This is a genomic window from Alteromonas antoniana (assembly GCF_019249295.1).
GTDB lineage: Bacteria > Pseudomonadota > Gammaproteobacteria > Enterobacterales > Alteromonadaceae > Alteromonas > Alteromonas antoniana.
This window is the reverse complement of the sequence record NZ_JAESDH010000031.1, coordinates 1-19344: the sequence shown is the minus strand read 5'-3', so window position 1 is coordinate 19344 and position 19344 is coordinate 1. Positions and strand designations below refer to the sequence as shown.

At 49.0% G+C, this 19344-nt stretch carries 19 protein-coding genes and 1 riboswitch; of the genes, 14 read left to right on the top strand and 5 right to left on the bottom strand.

Going from position 1 to position 19344, the window contains the following annotated elements; genetic code table 11:
- Positions 1-20 precede the first annotated feature (20 nt).
- Positions 21-130: riboswitch (TPP riboswitch) on the bottom strand.
- A 394-nt stretch (positions 131-524) separates the two neighbouring features.
- The 6 genes from cspE (at position 525) to arsB (ending at position 3907) form a co-directional block, all read left to right on the top strand.
- Complete coding sequence (cspE, locus tag JKP77_RS19340) at positions 525-737, top strand: transcription antiterminator/RNA stability regulator CspE (protein WP_218312814.1); 213 nt, start codon at positions 525-527, stop codon at positions 735-737.
- 84 nt (positions 738-821) lie between these two features.
- Positions 822-1031, top strand: coding sequence for a hypothetical protein (locus JKP77_RS19335; protein ID WP_218312813.1), 210 nt, complete (start codon positions 822-824; stop codon positions 1029-1031).
- 267 nt (positions 1032-1298) lie between these two features.
- Positions 1299-1640 carry a metalloregulator ArsR/SmtB family transcription factor gene (locus JKP77_RS19330; protein WP_218312812.1) on the top strand — a complete coding sequence of 114 codons (342 nt, stop codon included), beginning with the start codon at positions 1299-1301 and terminating at the stop codon, positions 1638-1640.
- 54 nt (positions 1641-1694) lie between these two features.
- Positions 1695-2168, top strand: coding sequence for an arsenate reductase ArsC (locus JKP77_RS19325; RefSeq protein ID WP_218312811.1), 474 nt, complete (start codon positions 1695-1697; stop codon positions 2166-2168).
- Positions 2165-2881, top strand: a complete 717-nt coding sequence (arsH, locus tag JKP77_RS19320; RefSeq protein ID WP_218312810.1) for an arsenical resistance protein ArsH — start codon at positions 2165-2167, stop codon at positions 2879-2881. The genes JKP77_RS19325 and arsH overlap by 4 nt, the downstream gene beginning before the upstream one ends.
- 9 nt (positions 2882-2890) lie before the next feature.
- On the top strand, positions 2891-3907 hold the full coding sequence (gene arsB, locus JKP77_RS19315; protein ID WP_218312809.1) for an ACR3 family arsenite efflux transporter: 1017 nt from the start codon (positions 2891-2893) through the stop codon (positions 3905-3907).
- 98 nt (positions 3908-4005) lie between these two features.
- Here arsB and JKP77_RS19310 read toward each other — a convergent pair whose 3' ends face one another.
- Positions 4006-4785, bottom strand: a complete 780-nt coding sequence (locus JKP77_RS19310; RefSeq protein ID WP_218312808.1) for a DUF6776 family protein — start codon at positions 4783-4785, stop codon at positions 4006-4008.
- Between the two features lie 86 nt (positions 4786-4871).
- Between JKP77_RS19310 and JKP77_RS19305 the strand changes: the two genes are divergently transcribed.
- From JKP77_RS19305 to JKP77_RS19295, 3 genes are all read left to right on the top strand, one after another.
- Positions 4872-6548 (top strand): chloride channel protein, encoded by a 1677-nt coding sequence (locus JKP77_RS19305; RefSeq protein ID WP_218312807.1) that lies wholly within the window; start codon positions 4872-4874, stop codon positions 6546-6548.
- Positions 6549-6734: 186 nt separating this feature from the next.
- Entirely contained in the window at positions 6735-7163 is a 429-nt protein-coding gene (locus JKP77_RS19300; RefSeq protein ID WP_218312806.1) for a CopD family protein, read from the top strand.
- Between the two features lie 119 nt (positions 7164-7282).
- Positions 7283-7465, top strand: coding sequence for a hypothetical protein (locus JKP77_RS19295; RefSeq protein ID WP_218312805.1), 183 nt, complete (start codon positions 7283-7285; stop codon positions 7463-7465).
- A 198-nt stretch (positions 7466-7663) separates the two neighbouring features.
- Here JKP77_RS19295 and JKP77_RS19290 read toward each other — a convergent pair whose 3' ends face one another.
- Positions 7664-8302 (bottom strand): UPF0149 family protein, encoded by a 639-nt coding sequence (locus JKP77_RS19290; RefSeq protein ID WP_338024902.1) that lies wholly within the window; start codon positions 8300-8302, stop codon positions 7664-7666.
- A gap of 366 nt (positions 8303-8668) precedes the next feature.
- Between JKP77_RS19290 and JKP77_RS19285 the strand changes: the two genes are divergently transcribed.
- Entirely contained in the window at positions 8669-9865 is a 1197-nt protein-coding gene (locus JKP77_RS19285) for an Nramp family divalent metal transporter (protein ID WP_218312804.1), read from the top strand.
- Between the two features lie 130 nt (positions 9866-9995).
- Here the strand turns inward: JKP77_RS19285 and JKP77_RS19280 are convergent, their stop codons facing one another.
- The 3 genes from JKP77_RS19280 to typA all read right to left on the bottom strand — a co-directional run bounded on the left by JKP77_RS19280 (position 9996) and on the right by typA (position 13793).
- Positions 9996-11129, bottom strand: coding sequence for a MalY/PatB family protein (locus JKP77_RS19280; protein ID WP_218312845.1), 1134 nt, complete (start codon positions 11127-11129; stop codon positions 9996-9998).
- A 138-nt stretch (positions 11130-11267) separates the two neighbouring features.
- Entirely contained in the window at positions 11268-11648 is a 381-nt protein-coding gene (locus JKP77_RS19275; protein WP_218312803.1) for a response regulator, read from the bottom strand.
- A 297-nt stretch (positions 11649-11945) separates the two neighbouring features.
- Complete coding sequence (gene typA, locus JKP77_RS19270) at positions 11946-13793, bottom strand: translational GTPase TypA (RefSeq protein ID WP_218312802.1); 1848 nt, start codon at positions 13791-13793, stop codon at positions 11946-11948.
- 648 nt (positions 13794-14441) lie between these two features.
- Between typA and glnA the strand changes: the two genes are divergently transcribed.
- From glnA to glnG, 4 genes are all read left to right on the top strand, one after another.
- Entirely contained in the window at positions 14442-15851 is a 1410-nt protein-coding gene (glnA, locus tag JKP77_RS19265; protein WP_218312801.1) for a glutamate--ammonia ligase, read from the top strand.
- 177 nt (positions 15852-16028) lie between these two features.
- Positions 16029-16613: a DUF4124 domain-containing protein gene (locus JKP77_RS19260; RefSeq protein ID WP_218312800.1), complete on the top strand. Its 585-nt coding sequence runs from the start codon at positions 16029-16031 to the stop codon at positions 16611-16613.
- Between the two features lie 129 nt (positions 16614-16742).
- Positions 16743-17825 (top strand): nitrogen regulation protein NR(II), encoded by a 1083-nt coding sequence (gene glnL, locus JKP77_RS19255; RefSeq protein ID WP_218312844.1) that lies wholly within the window; start codon positions 16743-16745, stop codon positions 17823-17825.
- On the top strand, positions 17818-19230 hold the full coding sequence (gene glnG / locus JKP77_RS19250) for a nitrogen regulation protein NR(I) (RefSeq protein WP_218312799.1): 1413 nt from the start codon (positions 17818-17820) through the stop codon (positions 19228-19230). The genes glnL and glnG overlap by 8 nt, the downstream gene beginning before the upstream one ends.
- Positions 19231-19344 lie beyond the last annotated feature (114 nt).

Sequence of the window (19344 nt, the reverse complement as noted above, 5' to 3'; positions counted from 1 at the left end):
CGAATCCGGACACGGATCCTGGCGATGACTCTCTTGTTCCCTTCGCAGGTATTAGCCTGATCAGGTTCAACGGATCCCGCAAACGCGGTCTCAGCCTGCTTAGAAAAGCGAGGCACTCCGACAAGATTCTTTTTTTAGTCAAACAAATATTTGTCGGTTACGCAAGAGCGCTTTTTGCGGGGTCTGGTGTGACTACATACCTGTAGAAAAGGCGCCACCTCCTTTTATTTTTATCGACTAAAAAGCACTGCTTATTTATCTCAAAGACAGCCCATCATTTAAATAACAAGGCCCTATGAAATAAAAGTAAAAATAAGATAGACAAGATAAAAAATACTCCGTACTATGATTGGGCTTTAGATAATTAAAGCTTTTTCTACTACTGCACTGTTTTTTCTTCACACTCCTTTTTCCCAAAAAGTCGTTTAAAGATACTCACCTGCTTTATTAGGCAAGTCATATCTAACGCTTGATGGCGAGTAAATTAATATTTCGCCGCACATTTTTTAAAAAAGGTTCCTATTATGTCTAATTCTGTGAATGGTACAGTTAAGTGGTTTAACGAAGATAAAGGTTTTGGTTTTCTGACTCAGGACAACGGTGGCAAGGACGTTTTCGTTCATTTCCGCTCAATTGTTTCTGAAGGCTTCAAAACCCTTTCTGACGGTCAGGCTGTGAAGTTTGATGTAGAAAATGGCCAAAAAGGCCTGCAGGCGAACAACGTAGTTGTTCTGTAAATTCCTGCCATATTCTGAGCCGGTTTCTTCCGGCTCTTTTATCTGCTTCCTGCCGACAAAAAAATCCCCTATCAAGATACAAAAGTGAGAACTCCTATTAATAAAAACAGCCTCAATCAAGGCGAAATAAAAACATTTCCGCCTGTAAAAAATATCTCTGTAAATAAATATCATGTTGCGTTTACTGATACAAAAAGCAAAAAACAAATCCAGTTTGAAAATAGTCAGCAAACGAAAAGTTTTATAAAAAGATTATTGTCCTTATCAGAACATAAAGAGACAGTAGCCAACTAGTTTTACCGCAGTGTTTGCCCCGCACTGACACTCTCGTTTCTTTTTATACACTCCTTTCAGCTTTTTCTGCTTCCGCACTCATCCGCAATCTGACTTTTATCATGCCAGTCATTAATACGGCAGCATTCGGTGAATGCAATCATGCGGCTCAGGCCATCTAAAACTCCAGCCGCAAGACATGCCTGATTAATTTTTTGTGTCATCGTTCGCGATACATTGACTTATACGCCAACACATACGAAAATTCACATATGTTTTATTTCGCATATGTTAGCTATGGATCCTTGCCAGTTCTACAAATGCCTTGCTGATGACACCCGATTGCAGTCTATGCTGCTTATACAGCATGCAGGAGAAGCTTGTGTGTGCGATCTGATGACCGCGCTTAAGCTCGACCAACCTAAAACTTCCAGACATCTGGCGTCGCTACGAAAGTGTGGTCTTTTGCTGGATGAACGTCGCGGGAAATGGGTGTACTACCGCTTACACCCGGATTTGCCTGAGTGGGCGCGAGGCGTGATCTCACTCACCGCAGATCATAACCCCGGATATTATTCGGATTCGCTGAAAAGGCTGCAGGACAGTCAGAACAGCAGGGTCTGTTGTTAAGAGCGATTGATCTTTGATGCCCGAAGATCAACAGCGCCTGAGGAGAAAAACGTAATGAAAATTCTGTATATCTGTACCCACAACCGGTGCAGAAGTATTTTGTCTGAGGCTATCACTAATCAGCTCGCTGACTGGGCGATTGAAGCCCGCAGCGCCGGAAGTCAGCCTGTAGGCGAAGTCCACCCGCTAAGCTTGCGATACCTTAAGGAAAAAGGGTATCCAACCAACGATCTTACCAGTCAGTCGTGGGATGACTTTGAAGATTTCGAGCCTGATGTTGTCATTACTGTCTGTGACTCAGCAGCCGGTGAGTCCTGCCCGGTGTATTTCGGCAAAAGCTGCAAAGTGCACTGGGGTCTGGCCGATCCTTCTAAAGTTGAGGGCAGTGAAGAGACAATCTCGCGGGCCTTCGATGAATGTATTCATGAAATCGAAAACCGCGTTAGTAAACTGGTCACGATTGCCCGGCATTGTAATAGCAGGGAGTCGCTACAGGCTGCGCTTTGCCAGGCAGGTGCGCAGGCATGACTACCTATGACACTCTTCCGAACATAGAGGCAAGCTGTCTTGATACGCCGTCGACGAGCAATTTTGCCAAACAATTCACTACCCATAAGCCAAAAATTCTGTTGCTTTACGGCTCATTGCGACCGCGGGCATTCAGCCGTCTGGTAGTAGAGGAAAGCGCCAGGATATTGCAGCACTTTGGTGCTGAAACCCGCATCTTTAATCCCGACGGGTTACCGCAAACCGATACTGAAGATGCTTCTCATCCTAAGGTACAGGAATTACGTGACCTGATGATGTGGTCAGAAGGTCAGGTATGGTGCTCGCCGGAACGTCACGGCTCAATGACCAGTATTTTCAAAAGCCAAATCGACTGGGTGCCGCTGAGTGTTGGGGGTGTGCGTCCCACACAGGGAAAAACGCTGGCAGTCATGCAGGTCTGTGGGGGCTCACAATCATTTAATACCGTAAATCAGTTAAGAATACTTGGCCGCTGGATGCGTATGGTCACCATCCCTAATCAGTCCTCGGTTCCGAAAGCCTTTATGGAGTTTGATGATAACGACAGGATGAAACCATCGCCCTACTACAACCGCATTGTCGATGTGATGGAAGAGTTGATGAAGTTTACGTTGCTGCTACGTGACAACAAAACACATTTTGTCGATCGTTATTCAGAGCGGGTAGAAACTGCAGAACAAGTAAGTCAACGCGTTAATCAGCGCAGCATTTAGGAGCGATACATGGGACTTTTTGAACGATACCTGAGCGTCTGGGTGGGACTTGCGATTATTGCCGGAATAACAGCTGGTACACTGGTACCTGGCTTTTTTGAGGCCGTTGCCGGAATTGAATATGCGCATGTAAATCTGGTGATAGCGGTACTTATCTGGCTGATGATTTTCCCGATGATGGTGCAAATCGATTTCGCTTCCATTAAGGATGTAGGAAAGAAGCCTAAAGGGCTCATCCTGACCCTGGTCATAAACTGGCTAATCAAACCTTTTACGATGGCCCTGCTTGGCTGGCTGTTTTTCAAAGGCGTGTTTGCCGACTGGGTCGATCCGCAGACAGCCAGCGAGTATATCGCGGGTATGATACTGCTCGGTGTTGCGCCCTGCACAGCGATGGTGTTCGTGTGGAGCCAGCTTACCCGCGGCGATGCCAACTATACCCTGGTACAGGTCTCGATAAATGACGTGATCATGATTTTTGCCTTCGCGCCGATTGCCGGCTTGCTGTTGGGCGTGACCGACATTACGGTGCCATGGAACACCTTGCTGCTTTCCGTTGTGCTGTACGTGGTAGTGCCGCTGCTGGCCGGCGCCTTTGTTCGCAAAAGCCTGGACAAGGGCAGTGATCACAGTCGGATAGACAGCTTCCTTGCCGCCATGAAGCCCTGGTCCGTTATCGGACTTCTGGCCACGGTTACGCTGCTGTTTGGCTTTCAGTCTGAGACAATCCTTTCACAACCTGAAGCCATTGTGCTGATAGCCATTCCGCTGCTCATCCAGACCTATGGCATCTTCGCGCTGGCGTATTGGCTGGCAAAGTGGCTGAAGCTTCCGCATAACGTCGCCGCGCCAGCCTGTATGATTGGCACCTCGAACTTTTTTGAGCTGGCAGTTGCCGTTGCCATTTCTGTATTTGGATTGCAGTCGGGCGCTGCGCTGGCAACCGTCGTTGGCGTACTGGTTGAGGTACCGGTAATGTTATCGCTGGTGTGGTTTGCAAACCGCACACGCCACTGGTTCGCATAAGCCCTCAGCGCTGGGGCATATCAAAAATACTGGCATCGCCACTGAATAGAAAACGACTAATCAGTGGTGATGCGCAACGTTATGAATCGAAAGCCCGGTTATCCTTTGCGCATTGGCTCTTCTGCGCTCTGATGTTTATCAAGCATAGACGTCTCTGACATTGTGCTTTCCTGAGTCGCGCTGTCATGCCATGAGATCGTGCGCTGATAGTTACCGCGTAAAGTCGTGTATTGATAAACATCAGTTTCAAAATGCAGAAATTCAGGTTCAAACTCTTCGGGCAAGCTGAAATTCACATTCACGGTTTGGAAGTACTTAAAGCGATATTTGACCGTGCCCTCAGGTAGGAAACCGGCCGAGCCGGCCTCATAGGTCACCCTTTCGTTATTCAGGTTGCCGGTAATACTGATTGCCAGATCTCCCTTCACGATCGCACGATTATCGCGCTGCTGCAGCAAAACAAAACGCAACTGGTATAAATTAGGCGTGTTCGTCGCAAATACCTGCACGCCATCAATGTAAAACCCGTCCTGCGTGGTCTCCGGCGCCATTACGTTTTCGTAGAAGTCCAGACGCGATCGCAAATCATGCAGCTCGTCCTGTAACGCCGATTGAATATCGCGTTCACTGCCTGTCACCTGCCTCGCCAACTGAAGCGCCACCTCAAGTTGGTTTACGCGTGTTTTGAGTGCGGCATTTTCTGCCTCCAGCAGCGCTTTAGTCTCAGCCATGGCTTCGCTTTGTTTGCTGTTGTTATCCTGCAGGTAACCAGCTAGCTGGTAGCCAAAAAATGCCATTGCCATCAGTGCTGCCAGCACCAGTAAGGAGAGCCTGAATGCGCCATAGCGCGCTTTTAACTGCTCGGGGGTCATTATCATGTGTCTGTTTTATATACCATAAGATGATGATTACCAAGCAGTTGTGATAACATGCCCGGTATGTAACGGAATCACTGTACCACACCATGCGCCTGTCGGCTTTAAGACAAGAACTTGCTCATCCAAGAACCTCTGTTCAGCTGTGTATTCTGGGCATCATCGCTGGTGTGAGCGCGGCAATGCTGATTATCCTGTTCCGGCTTTGTGTAGAGTGGGTAGAAACCTCTGCTTTCGGTACCTTGGGTAGCTGGTTTGATAACCAGTGGCCGGTGTATTTTCTGATGCCACTCATCAGCGTGCTGCTGATTTTGATAATTGCATTTCTTACCGGCTTTAAGCACTACCGAATGGGCATTCCGTTCATTATTCACCGGGTGAAGTACTATTATGGTCATGTGCCCTTCCGGACCACTATAAATCAGTTTTTTGGCGGCATGCTGGCATTAGCCGGCGGCTTTGTCGTAGGTCGGGAAGGCCCGTCTGTTCACCTTGGGGCAGCCGGCAGTAGCTTTCTCGGGCAATGGCTGAGACTGCCTTACAACAGCATCCGTATTCTCGCCGGGTGCGGCATTGCAGCAGGCATTTCTGCATCCTTCAACACGCCGTTTGCTGCCGTCATTTTTGTGATGGAAGTGGTGCTCCGGGAATACAAAATACATATGTTCGTTCCTGTCATGCTGGCAGCAGCCTGCGGCTCTGTACTTACTCGTATGGTTTTTGGAGAGATTAATGAGTTGTCATTTCTCTCTTTTGCTGTGTTCAGCGAATGGATGTATCTGTATCTGATTGTTCTGGGAATTATCCTGGGGATGCTGGCAACCCTGTTTAACAATCAACTAATGCGTATTATGACGCTATTTCGTCCGGTCAGTATGATTTGGCGTCTTATCCTTGCCGCGCTTATTACCGGCGCTGTCGGTGTGGTATTACCCGAAGCCCTCGGCGCAAGTTTTATAGATGTAGAGAACCTGTTTGACTCACAACCCGGCATGCTTATTCTTACCGCGGTGCTGGTGGCAAAATTTGTTCTCGCGGTCTGCGCGATTGGCCTGGGAGTTCCCGGCGGAATTATGGGGCCGGTGATGGTTATAGGCATGCTGGCAGGCGCGGTACTACTGCTCCCTCTGTCGTCTGTGATTAACGTACAGGAATACACCAGCAGCTTTGCACTACTGGGGGTTGCCGGCATGCTGACAGCTGTGCTTCACGCCCCTTTGGCCGCGCTCTCAGCAGTGATGGAATTGTCGTATTCGCCGCAAATCATTCTGCCTGCCATGTTGGTAATAGTGCCTGCGTATGTCACAGCAACACAGTTTTTTGGTAACCGATCGGTATTTATTCGCCAGCTGGATTATCAGAACCTGCCATACGCTATTTCGTCAATCCGGGAAGCCCTTGAGAAAACCGGTGTGCTTGCCGCTATGACCACCGAATACAAGCTATTCATTGATGCTCCGGAAAAAGCGATATCGGATTACCTGGAGAAGAACCCCACGGACATTGTGGTACAACAATCCCGGTTTGAAATTGATGTGCATTACCAGTTGGTACAATACAATGTCAGCCTGGAGCACGATGCCCAAGCGCTGACCTACCATGATATGGAGGGTCTCAGCGGGCAAACGACCTTGCACGAAGTGTACGAGAAGTTAAAAAATTCACGCTCCGGAGCGGTATTTATTTACGATAACGAACCCGCAGAAATTCAGGGCGTAATCACCTGGAATATACTGCAAAGCTTCCTGCAAAAAGCGAGATACTAAGAAAGATATTTGGCCAGCTAACAGGAACAAAGGAATACGCAAACCAGTGGCGCAAAGACGTCGTCTTAGCGCAAGTCAAGGGTACCGGGGACTGATAATCATGATGAGATTGTTAACATGCAACGGTTACCTGCCAATTCGAAACAGCGCCGGCACTGCCGGTAATCACGGATAAGAGAAGTCGTCATGTCTATTTTATGGTTAAAAGCTCTGCATATCTTTTTTATGATTGCGTGGATGGCAGGGATTTTTTATTTACCCCGGCTGTTTGTCTATCATGCCAACGCCACTTCTCAGGACGTCAAAGACCAGTTCATTATTATGGAGCGCAGATTATGGTTTTTCGTCACACCATTTGCATTCCTGACCCTGTTTTTCGGTATCTGGCTGATAGCAGTATATGGCATGGACTGGTTTCGCGCATCAGCCTGGCTTCACGTAAAAATCACACTTTTACTTGCAGTATACGGTTATCACTTCTATCTGTTTAAACTATGGAAACAATTTTCACGTGATGAAAATCGCCATTCATCGAGGTTTTATCGCATTCTGAACGAAGCGCCGGTTTTAATTTTACTGGCAATTGTTATTCTGGCGGTGGTAAAACCGATCTAAATGTCGATGTTTACGATACAAGTGAGTACTCATAGAAATTGGCGCTGTATGAGTACCACTTTTATCTAATCGCTAACACCGTTCTACAGGCAGTGAACGACCAAACATCAGGAAACATCATGGACGTGAGTAATAAACACCTCAAATACCTGTTGGAACGAACTGACAGCGCCTTTAACGCGCTACGCCAGCAACCCGAATCTGCCGAACTCAGCACAGCGTACGAACAGGCCCGCATTGAACTTGATACCTATGTAGCGACGTTACGCAATACGCTTAGTCAGAGACAACATCAACGCTGAAGCTTATGCTAAACGTAGTTAAGTAAACGAGTGAATTCACGCTTATCTGTGCATTTGGGCGTGATTATGGCTATGCCAGGATGCAACTCCCTACTGACGACACAAAGCACGCAGAGGCGAAGGCTTTTATACCAATCCGATATAATGCGTGCTCACTATTACAGATTGGTATTAATCGACTATTCAGCTTATTGCCGCTCAGGCATCCGGAATTTTGTTATACATTTCAAACTGATTAGGCAACGCCTGCGCGAGATCGCCGGACAGAGTCACGTATTCCTGAAGCATCGCCGGCAACTGTCGCCACAATACAGGAAGATTAGCACGCAACTTCTCAGCATTTTCTCCTGAGCGTTGTGATAATGCCAACTGATGTCTGGCCAGCGTGGAAAAGAGTTTGAGACAGCGCGCCAACCGGGTTGCAGGATCCTCTTCATCGGCCGATAAGTTTTCTTTTTTCGCCTTTCTTTCCCATGCATTTCGCCATATCGACTCCAGCAACTGATGCCCTTTTAGCAGACCTCCCAGCCAGAGTTCGAGCGACTCAGGTATTGTCGCTCCCTGCTGCCAACGGCATGTCAGCGGCAAATAATTATCTTGCGTACGCATCGCGCTAAGGTGATTGCGCAGCGTCTCCATCAGGCATTCAGCCAGTTCATCCACATCCTCGCTTACCATGGTGCTGCCCGAATGCTGAATCAACCAAGGCATCCAGGTTTCCGGCATAGGTATCTCCGGCGACGCTGCGACAGCAAATATCATCCCATCCATCTCGTAGTAAGATGGCAGGATAGCGCTGAATTTTGGCAGAGCACTGAGCTCCTGAAGAGTTTTCACGCAATCGATCCCTTAATCAAATAAACGAAGGCCGGTTCACTTGCAGTGGTTCCGCTAAAGCCGGTATCCTGCCTGAAGAAAGTACGAATGCGTCTGAAGTTTCGCGGCAAGTCCTGCACATATGACCGGCTTGCAAGCTACGCTTAATGCCAGAGAGTCTGACGCCAGAAGCGCCGGCCTTTGGAAGACATACAGCCAGGCACCTTTCGTCACTAGCCTTTTCTGACTTGACCTGCCAAACGACGAAAGCGTGACCGGGTGAGTTTCCAGTCTGCAATCCGCAGTGACGTCAGAGGTATTCGAACTTTCCTGAAAACCGATAGTAACAAGCTCCTACAACAATAACCAAAATCACGTGAGTATTATATGGCAAAAGACAAATCCGGTTTTATCATCGCAGCCGCCTTTATCGGCCCCGGCACAATAACCACGGCCAGTCTGGCTGGGGCGAACTTTGGTTTTCATCTGGTGTGGGCGCTGGTGTTTTCAATAATTGCCACCATTGTGTTACAGGACATGGCCGCCCGATTGGGGATTGCAACGGGACAAGGACTGTCATCGGGGATGAAAGACATGATCCGCCATCCCTGGCTGCGAGGCTTGTGTATTGCACTGATTGTCAGCGCTATTGGCATTGGAAATGCCGCTTATGAATCCGGAAACCTAACCGGCGCAGCCATTGGATTAAACGCGTTTTACGACCTGGGAACGGCGGGTTGGGCGTTGCTGTTGGGCGTGCTTGCGGCACTGCTATTATGGACAGGACAGCATCAGTGGATTGAATCGGTGTTGGTTGCGCTGGTATTTATCATGGCTGGTGTGTTTTTTCTCACTCTGCTGGTCGCTTCCCCTGACTGGGGAGCTATGTTGGCACAGTTTGCCAGCCCCACGCTGGATGTCGGGGCCATTACCACGATTTTGGCACTAATCGGCACCACCATCGTGCCTTACAATCTGTTTCTTCACGCCAGCCTTGTGGCTAAAAATACCCGGGGACAGGATAAAGCCAGTGCAATTCATGCTTGTCGCAAGCAATCGGCTACCGCCATTTCTATGGGTGGGCTGATTACACTGGTTGTGGTTGCTACCGCGATGACCGCGTTTTACCAGCAGGCCGCAACACTGGATGCAGGAAATATCGGCGAGCAGCTAAAGCCCGTTCTGGGTGACTGGGCACAGGCCTTTTTTGCATTAGGGTTATTCTCCGCCGGACTTACCAGTGCGATCACTGCTCCCCTGGCTGCTGCATTTGCGGTCTGCGGCGCACTCTCACTGTCGGATGATATGAAAAGCCCGGCCTTCAGGCTCGTCTGGGGGCTGGTTATCGCGTGTGGTGTCGCGGTTGCCAGCCTTAACTTTAAACCGCTTTCCGCCATCCTTTTTGCTCAGGCCGCGAATGGTCTTTTGTTGCCCATTATTGCCATCTTTTTGCTGGTCGTTATGAATAAAAGCAAAGCGCTGGGAGAGTTTAAGAACGGCACCTGGAGTAATTTGCTGGGGATCATCGTTGTATCCGTCGTCGTAGGACTGGGGGGATACAAGTTAATCAGCCTGTTTGCGTAACCGTCTTCACGCGATGAGGTAATTAACACAGCTAATTAACTTTGATATGTCAGAGCGCGAAGGAATATCAGCCGTGAGAGAAAACGGGGCCGACGTTTTTCGTCAGCCCCGCCTGCATGGTGCGGTTAAGCTATGAAGCCAGCCGGTCAAGAATGTCCTGCAGCATCGATTTCGAACAACCGAAGTTAATACGGAAATGTGTTTTTTGGTTAAAGTCTGCGCCCGGGGATGGCCCCACACCTTTGGACTCAGCCCACTTCTGAACGTTTTCAACACCGAGGCCGCTGGCATCTACCCAAGCCAGGAAAGTCGCTTCGTTCACATGTACGGATAACCCCTCAATCGCATTTATCGCATCTACTACCCTCTCCCGGTTTTCCCGCAAGTATGCAAGCTGGGCCTGATGCCAGTCATCACACTGCGTAAAGGCAGCCTCGGTAGCCACCAATCCCATTAAGCTTACCCAGGGCACAATGCCGGCTGCCGCTTGCGTAAACTGCATGCGTAATTTGCGATTAGGAATAATAGCGAAGGCTGCGCCCAGACCGGCGATATTGAACGTCTTGCTGGCCGCCATCAGCGTCACACTGTTATCTTTAAGCGCCGCTTCCCGTCCGGCCGGAATATGCTGGCAGCCTGGCTCTAGAATTAAATCGCAATGGATTTCATCAGAACATAACGTCACATTGTGTCGCTGGCAGATATCGGCAACACGGTTCATCTCACTCTGGGTCAGCACCGAACCCACCGGATTCATAGGATTGCAGAGGATAAACAACTTACAGTCAGGGTCGGCGGCGCTGGCTTCAAGCGCATCAAAATCCAGTGTCGGGCGGCCATTCTCCATAACCGTGCCGATGTCAACGCGCACCAGCCCATTAAGCTTAGGCGCAGCCAGTAACGGTGGATAGTTAGGCGTCTGCACCATCACCTTGTCGCCGGGCTCGCAGTACGCCTTGCACGCAGCATTAAAGGCCGGCACAACACCCGGCATCCAGACAATCCAGTCGGTATCGATATCCCAGCTATGCTTGTCTCTCAACCAGCGCTGAATGGCCTTAAGGCCGGGTTCGAACTGCCCCGGCAATACATAGCCTAAGTTACCGTGTTCTGTTTGCGAGGAAATCGCGTCAAGAATGGGCTGCGCACAGCGGAATTCAGTGTCAGCGACCCAGGCTGGAATAATGTCCTGCCCTTTGTACTTTTCCCATTTAAAAGAATAGCGCGATGTTCTGTCTGGAGTTTGATCAAAAAGCGGATTCAACTGGATGTCCTGATGCTGATTTTTCATAACATCAGTGTAATGGCTGCGCGTAGAGGAAACTAGCGTCTTTTTATCTCATCTCTTTATTACTTAAGCGAAAATTGTCGTTCGTATAGGTTTATATCCCCCAAAAAACCGTCAGCCCCCGGTAGTTATCTCCAGCACTTTACCGGTAAGTTCTGTCATGCTGACCGGCTTTGCCAGAAAGCCAGATGCCCCCAGCTTTCGGGCTGAAATCACAAGGTCCCTGCTGGCTTCGGAGGTGACAAGTAAAAACGGCACATTCAGCGATGACGCGTTGCAGGTTTTTAATAAGGTCAGGCCATCGTAATCGGGCATTTGATGATCACTGATAACCAGATCAATTGACGCATCAGTCTGTTGTAAAAGAAAGTCCCGGGCCGCTTTACTGTTATCAAACGCAAATACTGTCGCCCCCAAAGTGTTTTCCAACGCTGCGGTAATCATTTCCAGTGTGATCGCGTCATCTTCAACAACCGCTATCGATAATGAGGACATAAACCACCTATCCTGTTCGCCTCTTTTCAGCATATCGGTATTAATGGGTTTCGCAAGCTCGACATTAGTGTAATACCAGTCCGGCTATACACGTCGACTGCTTTCATTGCGGACTGTGTCCGCTTTATTTTTTGTGCTGTCTTTTTTGTGCAGTATGACTAGGAAGAACGTAGCAAACAATGGCGGATATCCCCCTCCGCACTGGCTACAAATTCGCTGTATCAGAAAACAAAAAAGGCAGTGCATTACTGCAACTGCCTTTTCCCACAATGATGCTGTTAACCAGCGTGCATATGATTAGTCTTTTTTCTCACGAGACGCGCGCTTACGCTCGTTCTCTGTCAGAAGTTTCTTACGGATACGAATGCTCTTAGGTGTAACTTCTACCAGTTCATCGTCATCAATAAACTCCAGCGCCTGTTCCAGTGACATTATGACAGGTGGTACCAGGGTTTGCGCTTCGTCCGTACCTGAGGCACGTACGTTTGTAAGTTGCTTACCTTTCAGTGCGTTTACGGTCAGATCGTTGTCGCGGCTGTGAATGCCGATAACCATACCTTCATAAACTTCTACACCGTGACCAATGAACAGGCGACCACGCTCTTGCAGGTTAAACAGCGCGTTTGTCAGTGCTTTACCTGGTGCGTTCGCGATCAGTACGCCGTTCTTGCGCTGACCAATCTTGCCACCTTTATGTGGGCCGTAGTGGTCAAACGTGTGATACAGAAGACCAGAGCCAGAAGTCAGTGTCATAAACTCTGTCTGGAAGCCAATCAGGCCACGGCTTGGAATGATAAAGTCCATACGAACACGGCCTTTGCCATCCGGCGTCATGTTGGTAAGGTCAGCTTTACGGTAGCCGAGCTGTTCCATGATGGAACCCTGATCTTCACTTTCGCAGTCAATAGTCAGGGTTTCAAACGGCTCTTCAATGTTGCCGTTCTCATCTTCCTTCAGGATAACTTCAGGACGAGATACGGCCAGCTCGTAACCTTCACGACGCATGTTTTCAATCAGAATACCCAGGTGCAGTTCACCACGACCCGACACACGGAATTTATCCGGGTTCTCGGTTTCTTCAACACGCAGCGCCACGTTGTGCACCAGTTCGTCATTCAAACGGTCAAGGATATTACGTGAAGTTACGTATTTACCTTCTTTACCAGAGAATGGCGAGGTGTTTACCTGGAATGTCATAGTTACCGTAGGCTCGTCAACCGTCAGAAGAGGCAGCGCTTCTACCGCATTTACATCACACACGGTGTCAGAGATTTTCAGTTCGCCCAGACCCGTTATAGCAATAATGTCGCCGGCACTGGCCACGTCAACTTCGTGTCGATCCAAACCAAGATAGCCCAGTACCTGACCCACTTTCCCGTTACGGGTTTTGCCGTCAGCGGTCGCTACCGTTACCTGCTGGTTTACTTTGACTTTTCCACGCTTGATACGGCCAACACCAATAACGCCCACATAGGAGTTATAGTCCAGCTGCGAGATTTGCATCTGGAACGGACCATCCAAATCCACATTCGGCTCAGCCACTTTATCAATAATAGTTTCGAAAAGTGGTGTCATGTCAGTGCCGGTCACATCTGATTCGTGTGCAGCCCAGCCGTTAAGCGCTGAGGCATAAACCACTTCAAAGTCCAGCTGTTCGTCGGTGGCACCAAGGTTGTCAAACAGGTCAAAAACCTGGTCCATTACCCAGTCGGGGCGCGCGCCCGGCTTGTCAATTTTATTGATAACCACAATTGGCTTCAGTCCCTGCGCAAAGGCTTTTTGGGTTACGAAGCGAGTTTGTGGCATAGGACCTTCCTGCGCATCAACCAGCAGCAGAACCGAGTCAGCCATCGACATAACACGCTCTACTTCACCACCGAAATCGGCGTGCCCGGGAGTGTCAACGATATTGATGCGGTAACCGTTCCAGTTAATAGCAGTGTTTTTTGCCAGGATCGTAATGCCACGCTCTTTTTCGATGTCATTAGAGTCCATCACACGTTCTTGTGCTTCGCCGCGGCTTTCCAGAGTGCCGGACTGCTGTAACAGTTTATCTACCAGCGTAGTCTTACCGTGGTCAACGTGGGCTATGATGGCGATGTTCCTTAACTTACTAATATCGTTAAGGTGTGGAGTAGACGTCATGTATAAATCTCAATTCAAAAAGACCTGTGGGACCGAAGTGGCTTCCGTGGCGCTGCGATGATCCGCATAGGTGGGGTAAAAATTGGGCGCGATTATATAGGCTATTGGGAGTAAATAACAGGCGCGAATACGATGTAGCCAAAAATTAATCTGTGCAAAAGCTGTTCAGATTTTTGATGCGGTAGATAAATCACGTTAGCTCAGCCGTTAAAATAATGTCTATACAACGCGTTAGCTAAAAATCCTCTGGCATGTCTGGAAGCGAAGCGGTCTTTGCAAAGCACACCGCTTAAGACAGAAACACAGAAAGCATCGCGCCACCACATCAATTGCGACGATATTTTTACGCCGACTCACGTTACGATATCACGCAACGGCGACAATTTTTTTTAACTCGTTTAGCAAAGCCACTGAAGTTAGCGTAAAGTCAATCAGGCAATGTCTACATAGCGATGAAAACATTGCACGCATTTGGAGCGAGCAAGCACCATTATGGTGCAATAATTCGTACTTTCCATGCCGTTGCGGGCTGCTATCCCCGATAAATTCGCCTTGAGATAGCTGGCATGAATATCGCTTCCGTTTTTCTATCTTGTTGAGGCGAGACTGATCGCTTCGCATTTTTACATACCAAACCTGGAGGACACGATGTCAGTAGAAAAGGCATTAGAGCTAATTAAAGAAAGTGAAGCGAAATTTGTTGATATGCGCTTCACCGATACTAAAGGTAAAGAACAGCACGTATCTATCCCTGTGAGTCAGATCGATGAAGAGTTCTTTGAAGAAGGTAAGATGTTTGACGGCTCTTCAATCTCAGGCTGGAAAGGAATCAACGAGTCAGACATGATCCTTATGCCTGATGCCAGCACTGTCGTCGTCGACCCGTTCGCAGAAGAAGTTCAGGTTAACGTAACCTGTGACATTCTTGAGCCTTCAACAATGGAAGGTTACGAGCGTGACCCACGTTCTGTTGCCCGCCGCGCTGAAGAATACCTGAAATCTACCGGTATCGGTGACACCGTATTCTTCGGTCCGGAGCCAGAATTCTTCATGTTCGATGACGTGAAATTCCACACTGACATGGCCGGTTCTTTCTACAAAATCGACTCCTCAGAAGCGAAATGGAACTCAGGTGCCGAATTTGAAGGCGGTAACCTTGCTCACCGTCCTGGCGTAAAAGGCGGCTACTTCCCGGTTCCACCGGTAGATTCAGCGCACGACATCCGTACTGCTATGTGTATGGTAATGGAAGAGATGGGTCTGGTTATTGAAGCTCACCACCACGAAGTGGCAACCGCGGGTCAGAATGAAATCGCATGCGAATTCAACACGCTGGTGAAGAAAGCTGACGAAATTCAGATTTACAAGTATGTTGTACATAACGTTGCGCACGCCTATGGCCATACGGCAACCTTCATGCCTAAGCCGCTGGTTGGCGATAACGGTTCTGGCATGCACTGTCACCAGTCTATTTCTAAAGATGGCAAGAACATCTTTGCTGGTGACAAGTATGCAGGTCTGTCTGATGAAGCGCTTTACTACATTGGCGGTATCATCAAGCACGCACGCGCAATCAATGCGTTCTCTAATGCATCGACTAACTCGTACAAGCGTCTGGTCCCTGGCTTCGAAGCCCCGGTTATGCTGGCGTACTCAGCGCGTAACCGTTCAGCGTCTATTCGTATCCCTTACGTAACCAGCGATAAAGCACGTCGTATCGAAGTTCGTTTCCCTGACCCAACAGCTAACCCTTATCTGGCGTTCACTGCCATGATGATGGCCGGTCTTGACGGGATTAAGAACAAGATCCACCCTGGCGACTCTATGGATAAAGATCTGTATGACCTGCCTCCGGAAGAAGCAGCTGAAATCCCAACAGTTGCCAGCTCACTGGAAATGGCACTGGAAGCGCTTGATAACGACCGTGACTTCCTGAAAGCCGGTGGCGTTATGACTGATGACATGATTGATGCCTACATCGATCTGAAGATGGAAGAAGTGACTAAGCTTGCCATGACAACTCACCCGGTTGAGTTCGACATGTACTACAGCGTATAACCTTACGCTTGCAACAATACGAAAGCCCGCAAATGCGGGCTTTTTTTATGACTGAGACTTGTCTAGTATCATTGTATCGCATTGCGAAATTTACGAACCCGACACATTGTTCACTGCATCTATGGTGTCGCTGCCCTGCTCATCCATGTCATGCGACAAAAGCGGCGAGGGAATTATATGGCACTGAATGTGTCTTACTCACTGATGGATAGCTGCAAACGAGGCTTTATGAAACAGTTTATTTCTCCTTTACTACTGCTTACTGCGTTGACCCTGCCGGTAATGGCGCAAGATGTCTATAAGGTAGTGAAAGAAGATGGCACCGTGTTGTATACCGACACGCCGGTGAAAGGCAGTGAGTCGGTGACTATGCCGCCGTCTACGGAGAATGTCTCAGAATCGATTGCTGATCCGGCCATTGTCAAACCCTCAGCCACAAACTCCAGCGCCAGGAAAGACAAGGTTGAATATAGTGTCAGCATCACCACTCCCCAGCCCGAAGCCACCATCCGCAATAACCTTGGCAACTTCACTATCACCAGCACTGCAACACCAGCTAACGCTGGCGGCCGCTTTCAGCTTTGGTTTGATGGCAGCGTAGCAGAAACCAATGCCACCGGTATGTTCCACCTCAGCGGAATTAATCGTGGCGCGCACGACTACTACATTGAATGGATTGACAATAAGGGCAAGACTCTTGCATCTACAGAGAAACAAACGCTGTATTTGCATCAGGCATCAGCGTTAATTAATAACAATTAGCGGTCAATCATAGCGCAGCCCCCGCACCATTGCGGTTCATACAGAAAACCGTGAAATATTTTATTTCACGCTAATCTGGCAGAGCGCGCTACAATGCACCAATATCGTGCAACAGGAGACTTGCTCGGCATGCAAGCCACCGAGTTTGAAACAAAACAGCTGCTAAACAGCCTTAATACCGCACTTGTCATGATCGACAGGCAGCTGAATATTATCTATGTTAATCACGCTGGCGAAGCCTTATTTGAGACAGGCAGCAAACAACTATTCGGACATCCCTTGTCTGAGTGTTTTATGCCCGAAAGCATTGATACTTCAAGATTGCGGGCGGCGTTCAGGCGCGGCGAAGACTTCACTGAAAACGAAGTTAAACTGTGTTTTAAAGATAACCGGTTTGTGCTGGCGGATCTCACCGTAACCAATCTGAATATCGATGGTCAGCCACGCTTGCTGTTTGAGGTTAAGAAAATCGATCAGCAGCGAAAAATATCCCGTGAAAACCTGCAACACGCACAGCATTATGCGGCTCGTGAATTGGTTCGAGGTCTGGCGCATGAGATAAAAAATCCCTTAGGTGGCATCCGTGGCGCGGCACAATTGCTTGAAAAAGAGCTTCCGGAAGAACACAAAGAATTTACGCAAATGATCATTGAGCAGTCTGACCGCCTGCGTAATCTGGTAGACCGCTTGCTGGGGCCAAACTCGCTGCCGCGTCTGCAGTGGAGTAACCTCCATCAGGCGCTGGAGAAAGTGCGTAGCCTTATGAATGTGGATGCCAGTAATGCCATCACCATCATCCGGGACTACGACCCAAGCATTCCGGATATCCATATTGATCAGGATATGATTCAGCAAGCCGTGCTGAATATTATAAGAAACAGCGTACAGGCGCTCACAGAAAACCGCACGCCGGATCCGCAAATTACTATCATCACCCGCATAGAACGACAAATGACCATTCAGGGAAAACGACATCCCCTGGTTGCTAAAATAAAAATCGTCGACAACGGGCCGGGCATTCCCTCTGCTATCAAAGATACGCTGTTTTATCCCATGGTGAGCAGCAAGCAAAATGGTAGCGGTCTGGGCCTTTCCATCGCTCAGACACTGATTAATCACCACGGTGGCAAAATTGATGTAGACAGCCACCCGGGACACACCGAATTTGTACTCTACCTCCCTATCGACAGAAAGGAGCCAACGAATGAATAGCGAATCCGTATGGATCGTTGATGATGACAGCTCAATTCGCTGGGTCATTCAAAAAGCGCTGCAAGCAGCAGATATTGCTTGTCACTGTTTTGAAAACCCGCAGGACCTGTTACTTCAGCTACAAAGCGGACAGTCGCCTGAGGTCATTATCTCCGATATCCGTATGCCTCAGATGGACGGCATGACACTGCTTCAGGAAGTGCATGCAATTAACCCAATGATCCCGGTCATCATCATGACCGCCCACTCAGATTTAGACAGCGCCGTAAATGCATATCAGAGTGGCGCCTTTGAGTACCTGCCGAAGCCTTTTGATATTGATGAAGCCGTGACACTGACGCAGCGAGCACTGGCGCACGCCCGTGAACAATCGCATCAGAACCAGGTACCGCAGGATGAGACCGTCACAGAAATCATCGGTGAAGCGCCGGCGATGCAGGAAGTGTTTCGCGCTATTGGACGTTTGTCACGTTCATCTATCAGCGTGTTAATTAACGGGCAGTCTGGTACGGGTAAAGAGCTGGTAGCGCACGCGCTGCACCGTCACAGCCCCCGCGCAGCAAACCCTTTCATCGCCTTGAACATGGCAGCAATTCCGGCCGATCTGGTCGAGTCAGAACTCTTTGGCCATGAAAAAGGGGCCTTTACCGGCGCACAAAATGCACGCCAGGGTCGTTTTGAGCAGGCCAACGGCGGCACGCTGTTTCTGGATGAAATTGGTGATATGCCGTTGGATGTGCAAACGCGTTTGCTGCGGGTGCTGGCCGACGGTCAGTTTTATCGTGTAGGCGGTCATCAGTCGGTATCGGTGGATGTCCGAATCATTGCGGCAACGCATCAGAACCTCGAAAAGCGTGTGATGGAAGGTAAATTTCGTGAAGATTTATTTCACCGCCTGAACGTGATCCGCATTCACATTCCATCGCTGTCTGAGCGCCGGGAAGACATTCCGCTTCTGGCTCGCCACTTCCTTCGCCGCGCCGCCAAAGAGCTGAACGTAGAGACCAAATCGTTAAGCAAAGAAGCCGATAAGCTGATGATGCAGCTGCCCTGGCCGGGTAACGTACGTCAGCTTGAAAACGTGTGTCGCTGGCTAACCGTGATGGCCAGTGGTCAGGAAGTATTACCCAGTGATCTGCCACCAGAAATTCACTCTGAAGGCACCGCAGAGAAAGGGAATGCACAAAGTGGTGACTGGCCCGAATTGCTTGCACGATGGACCGACAAACAGCTTCGTGACGGCCATTTCAATATTCTCAATGATGCCATGCTGACCTTTGAGAAAATCATGTTGGAACGCGCGCTTCAGTATACTCATGGTCACAAGCAGGAAGCGGCAAAGCGTTTGGGGTGGGGACGAAACACACTGACGCGGAAACTAAAAGAGCTGGACGTGAAGGCCTGATAAACTCTGCGCGGTTCTGTGGCATCCGCCACTAACCATTGTGTCGTCCTAATATAGGTTGACAGTTATTAGGCCAGCTCTCGAAGCTGGCCTTTTCTATTGTGCACTGCGTTA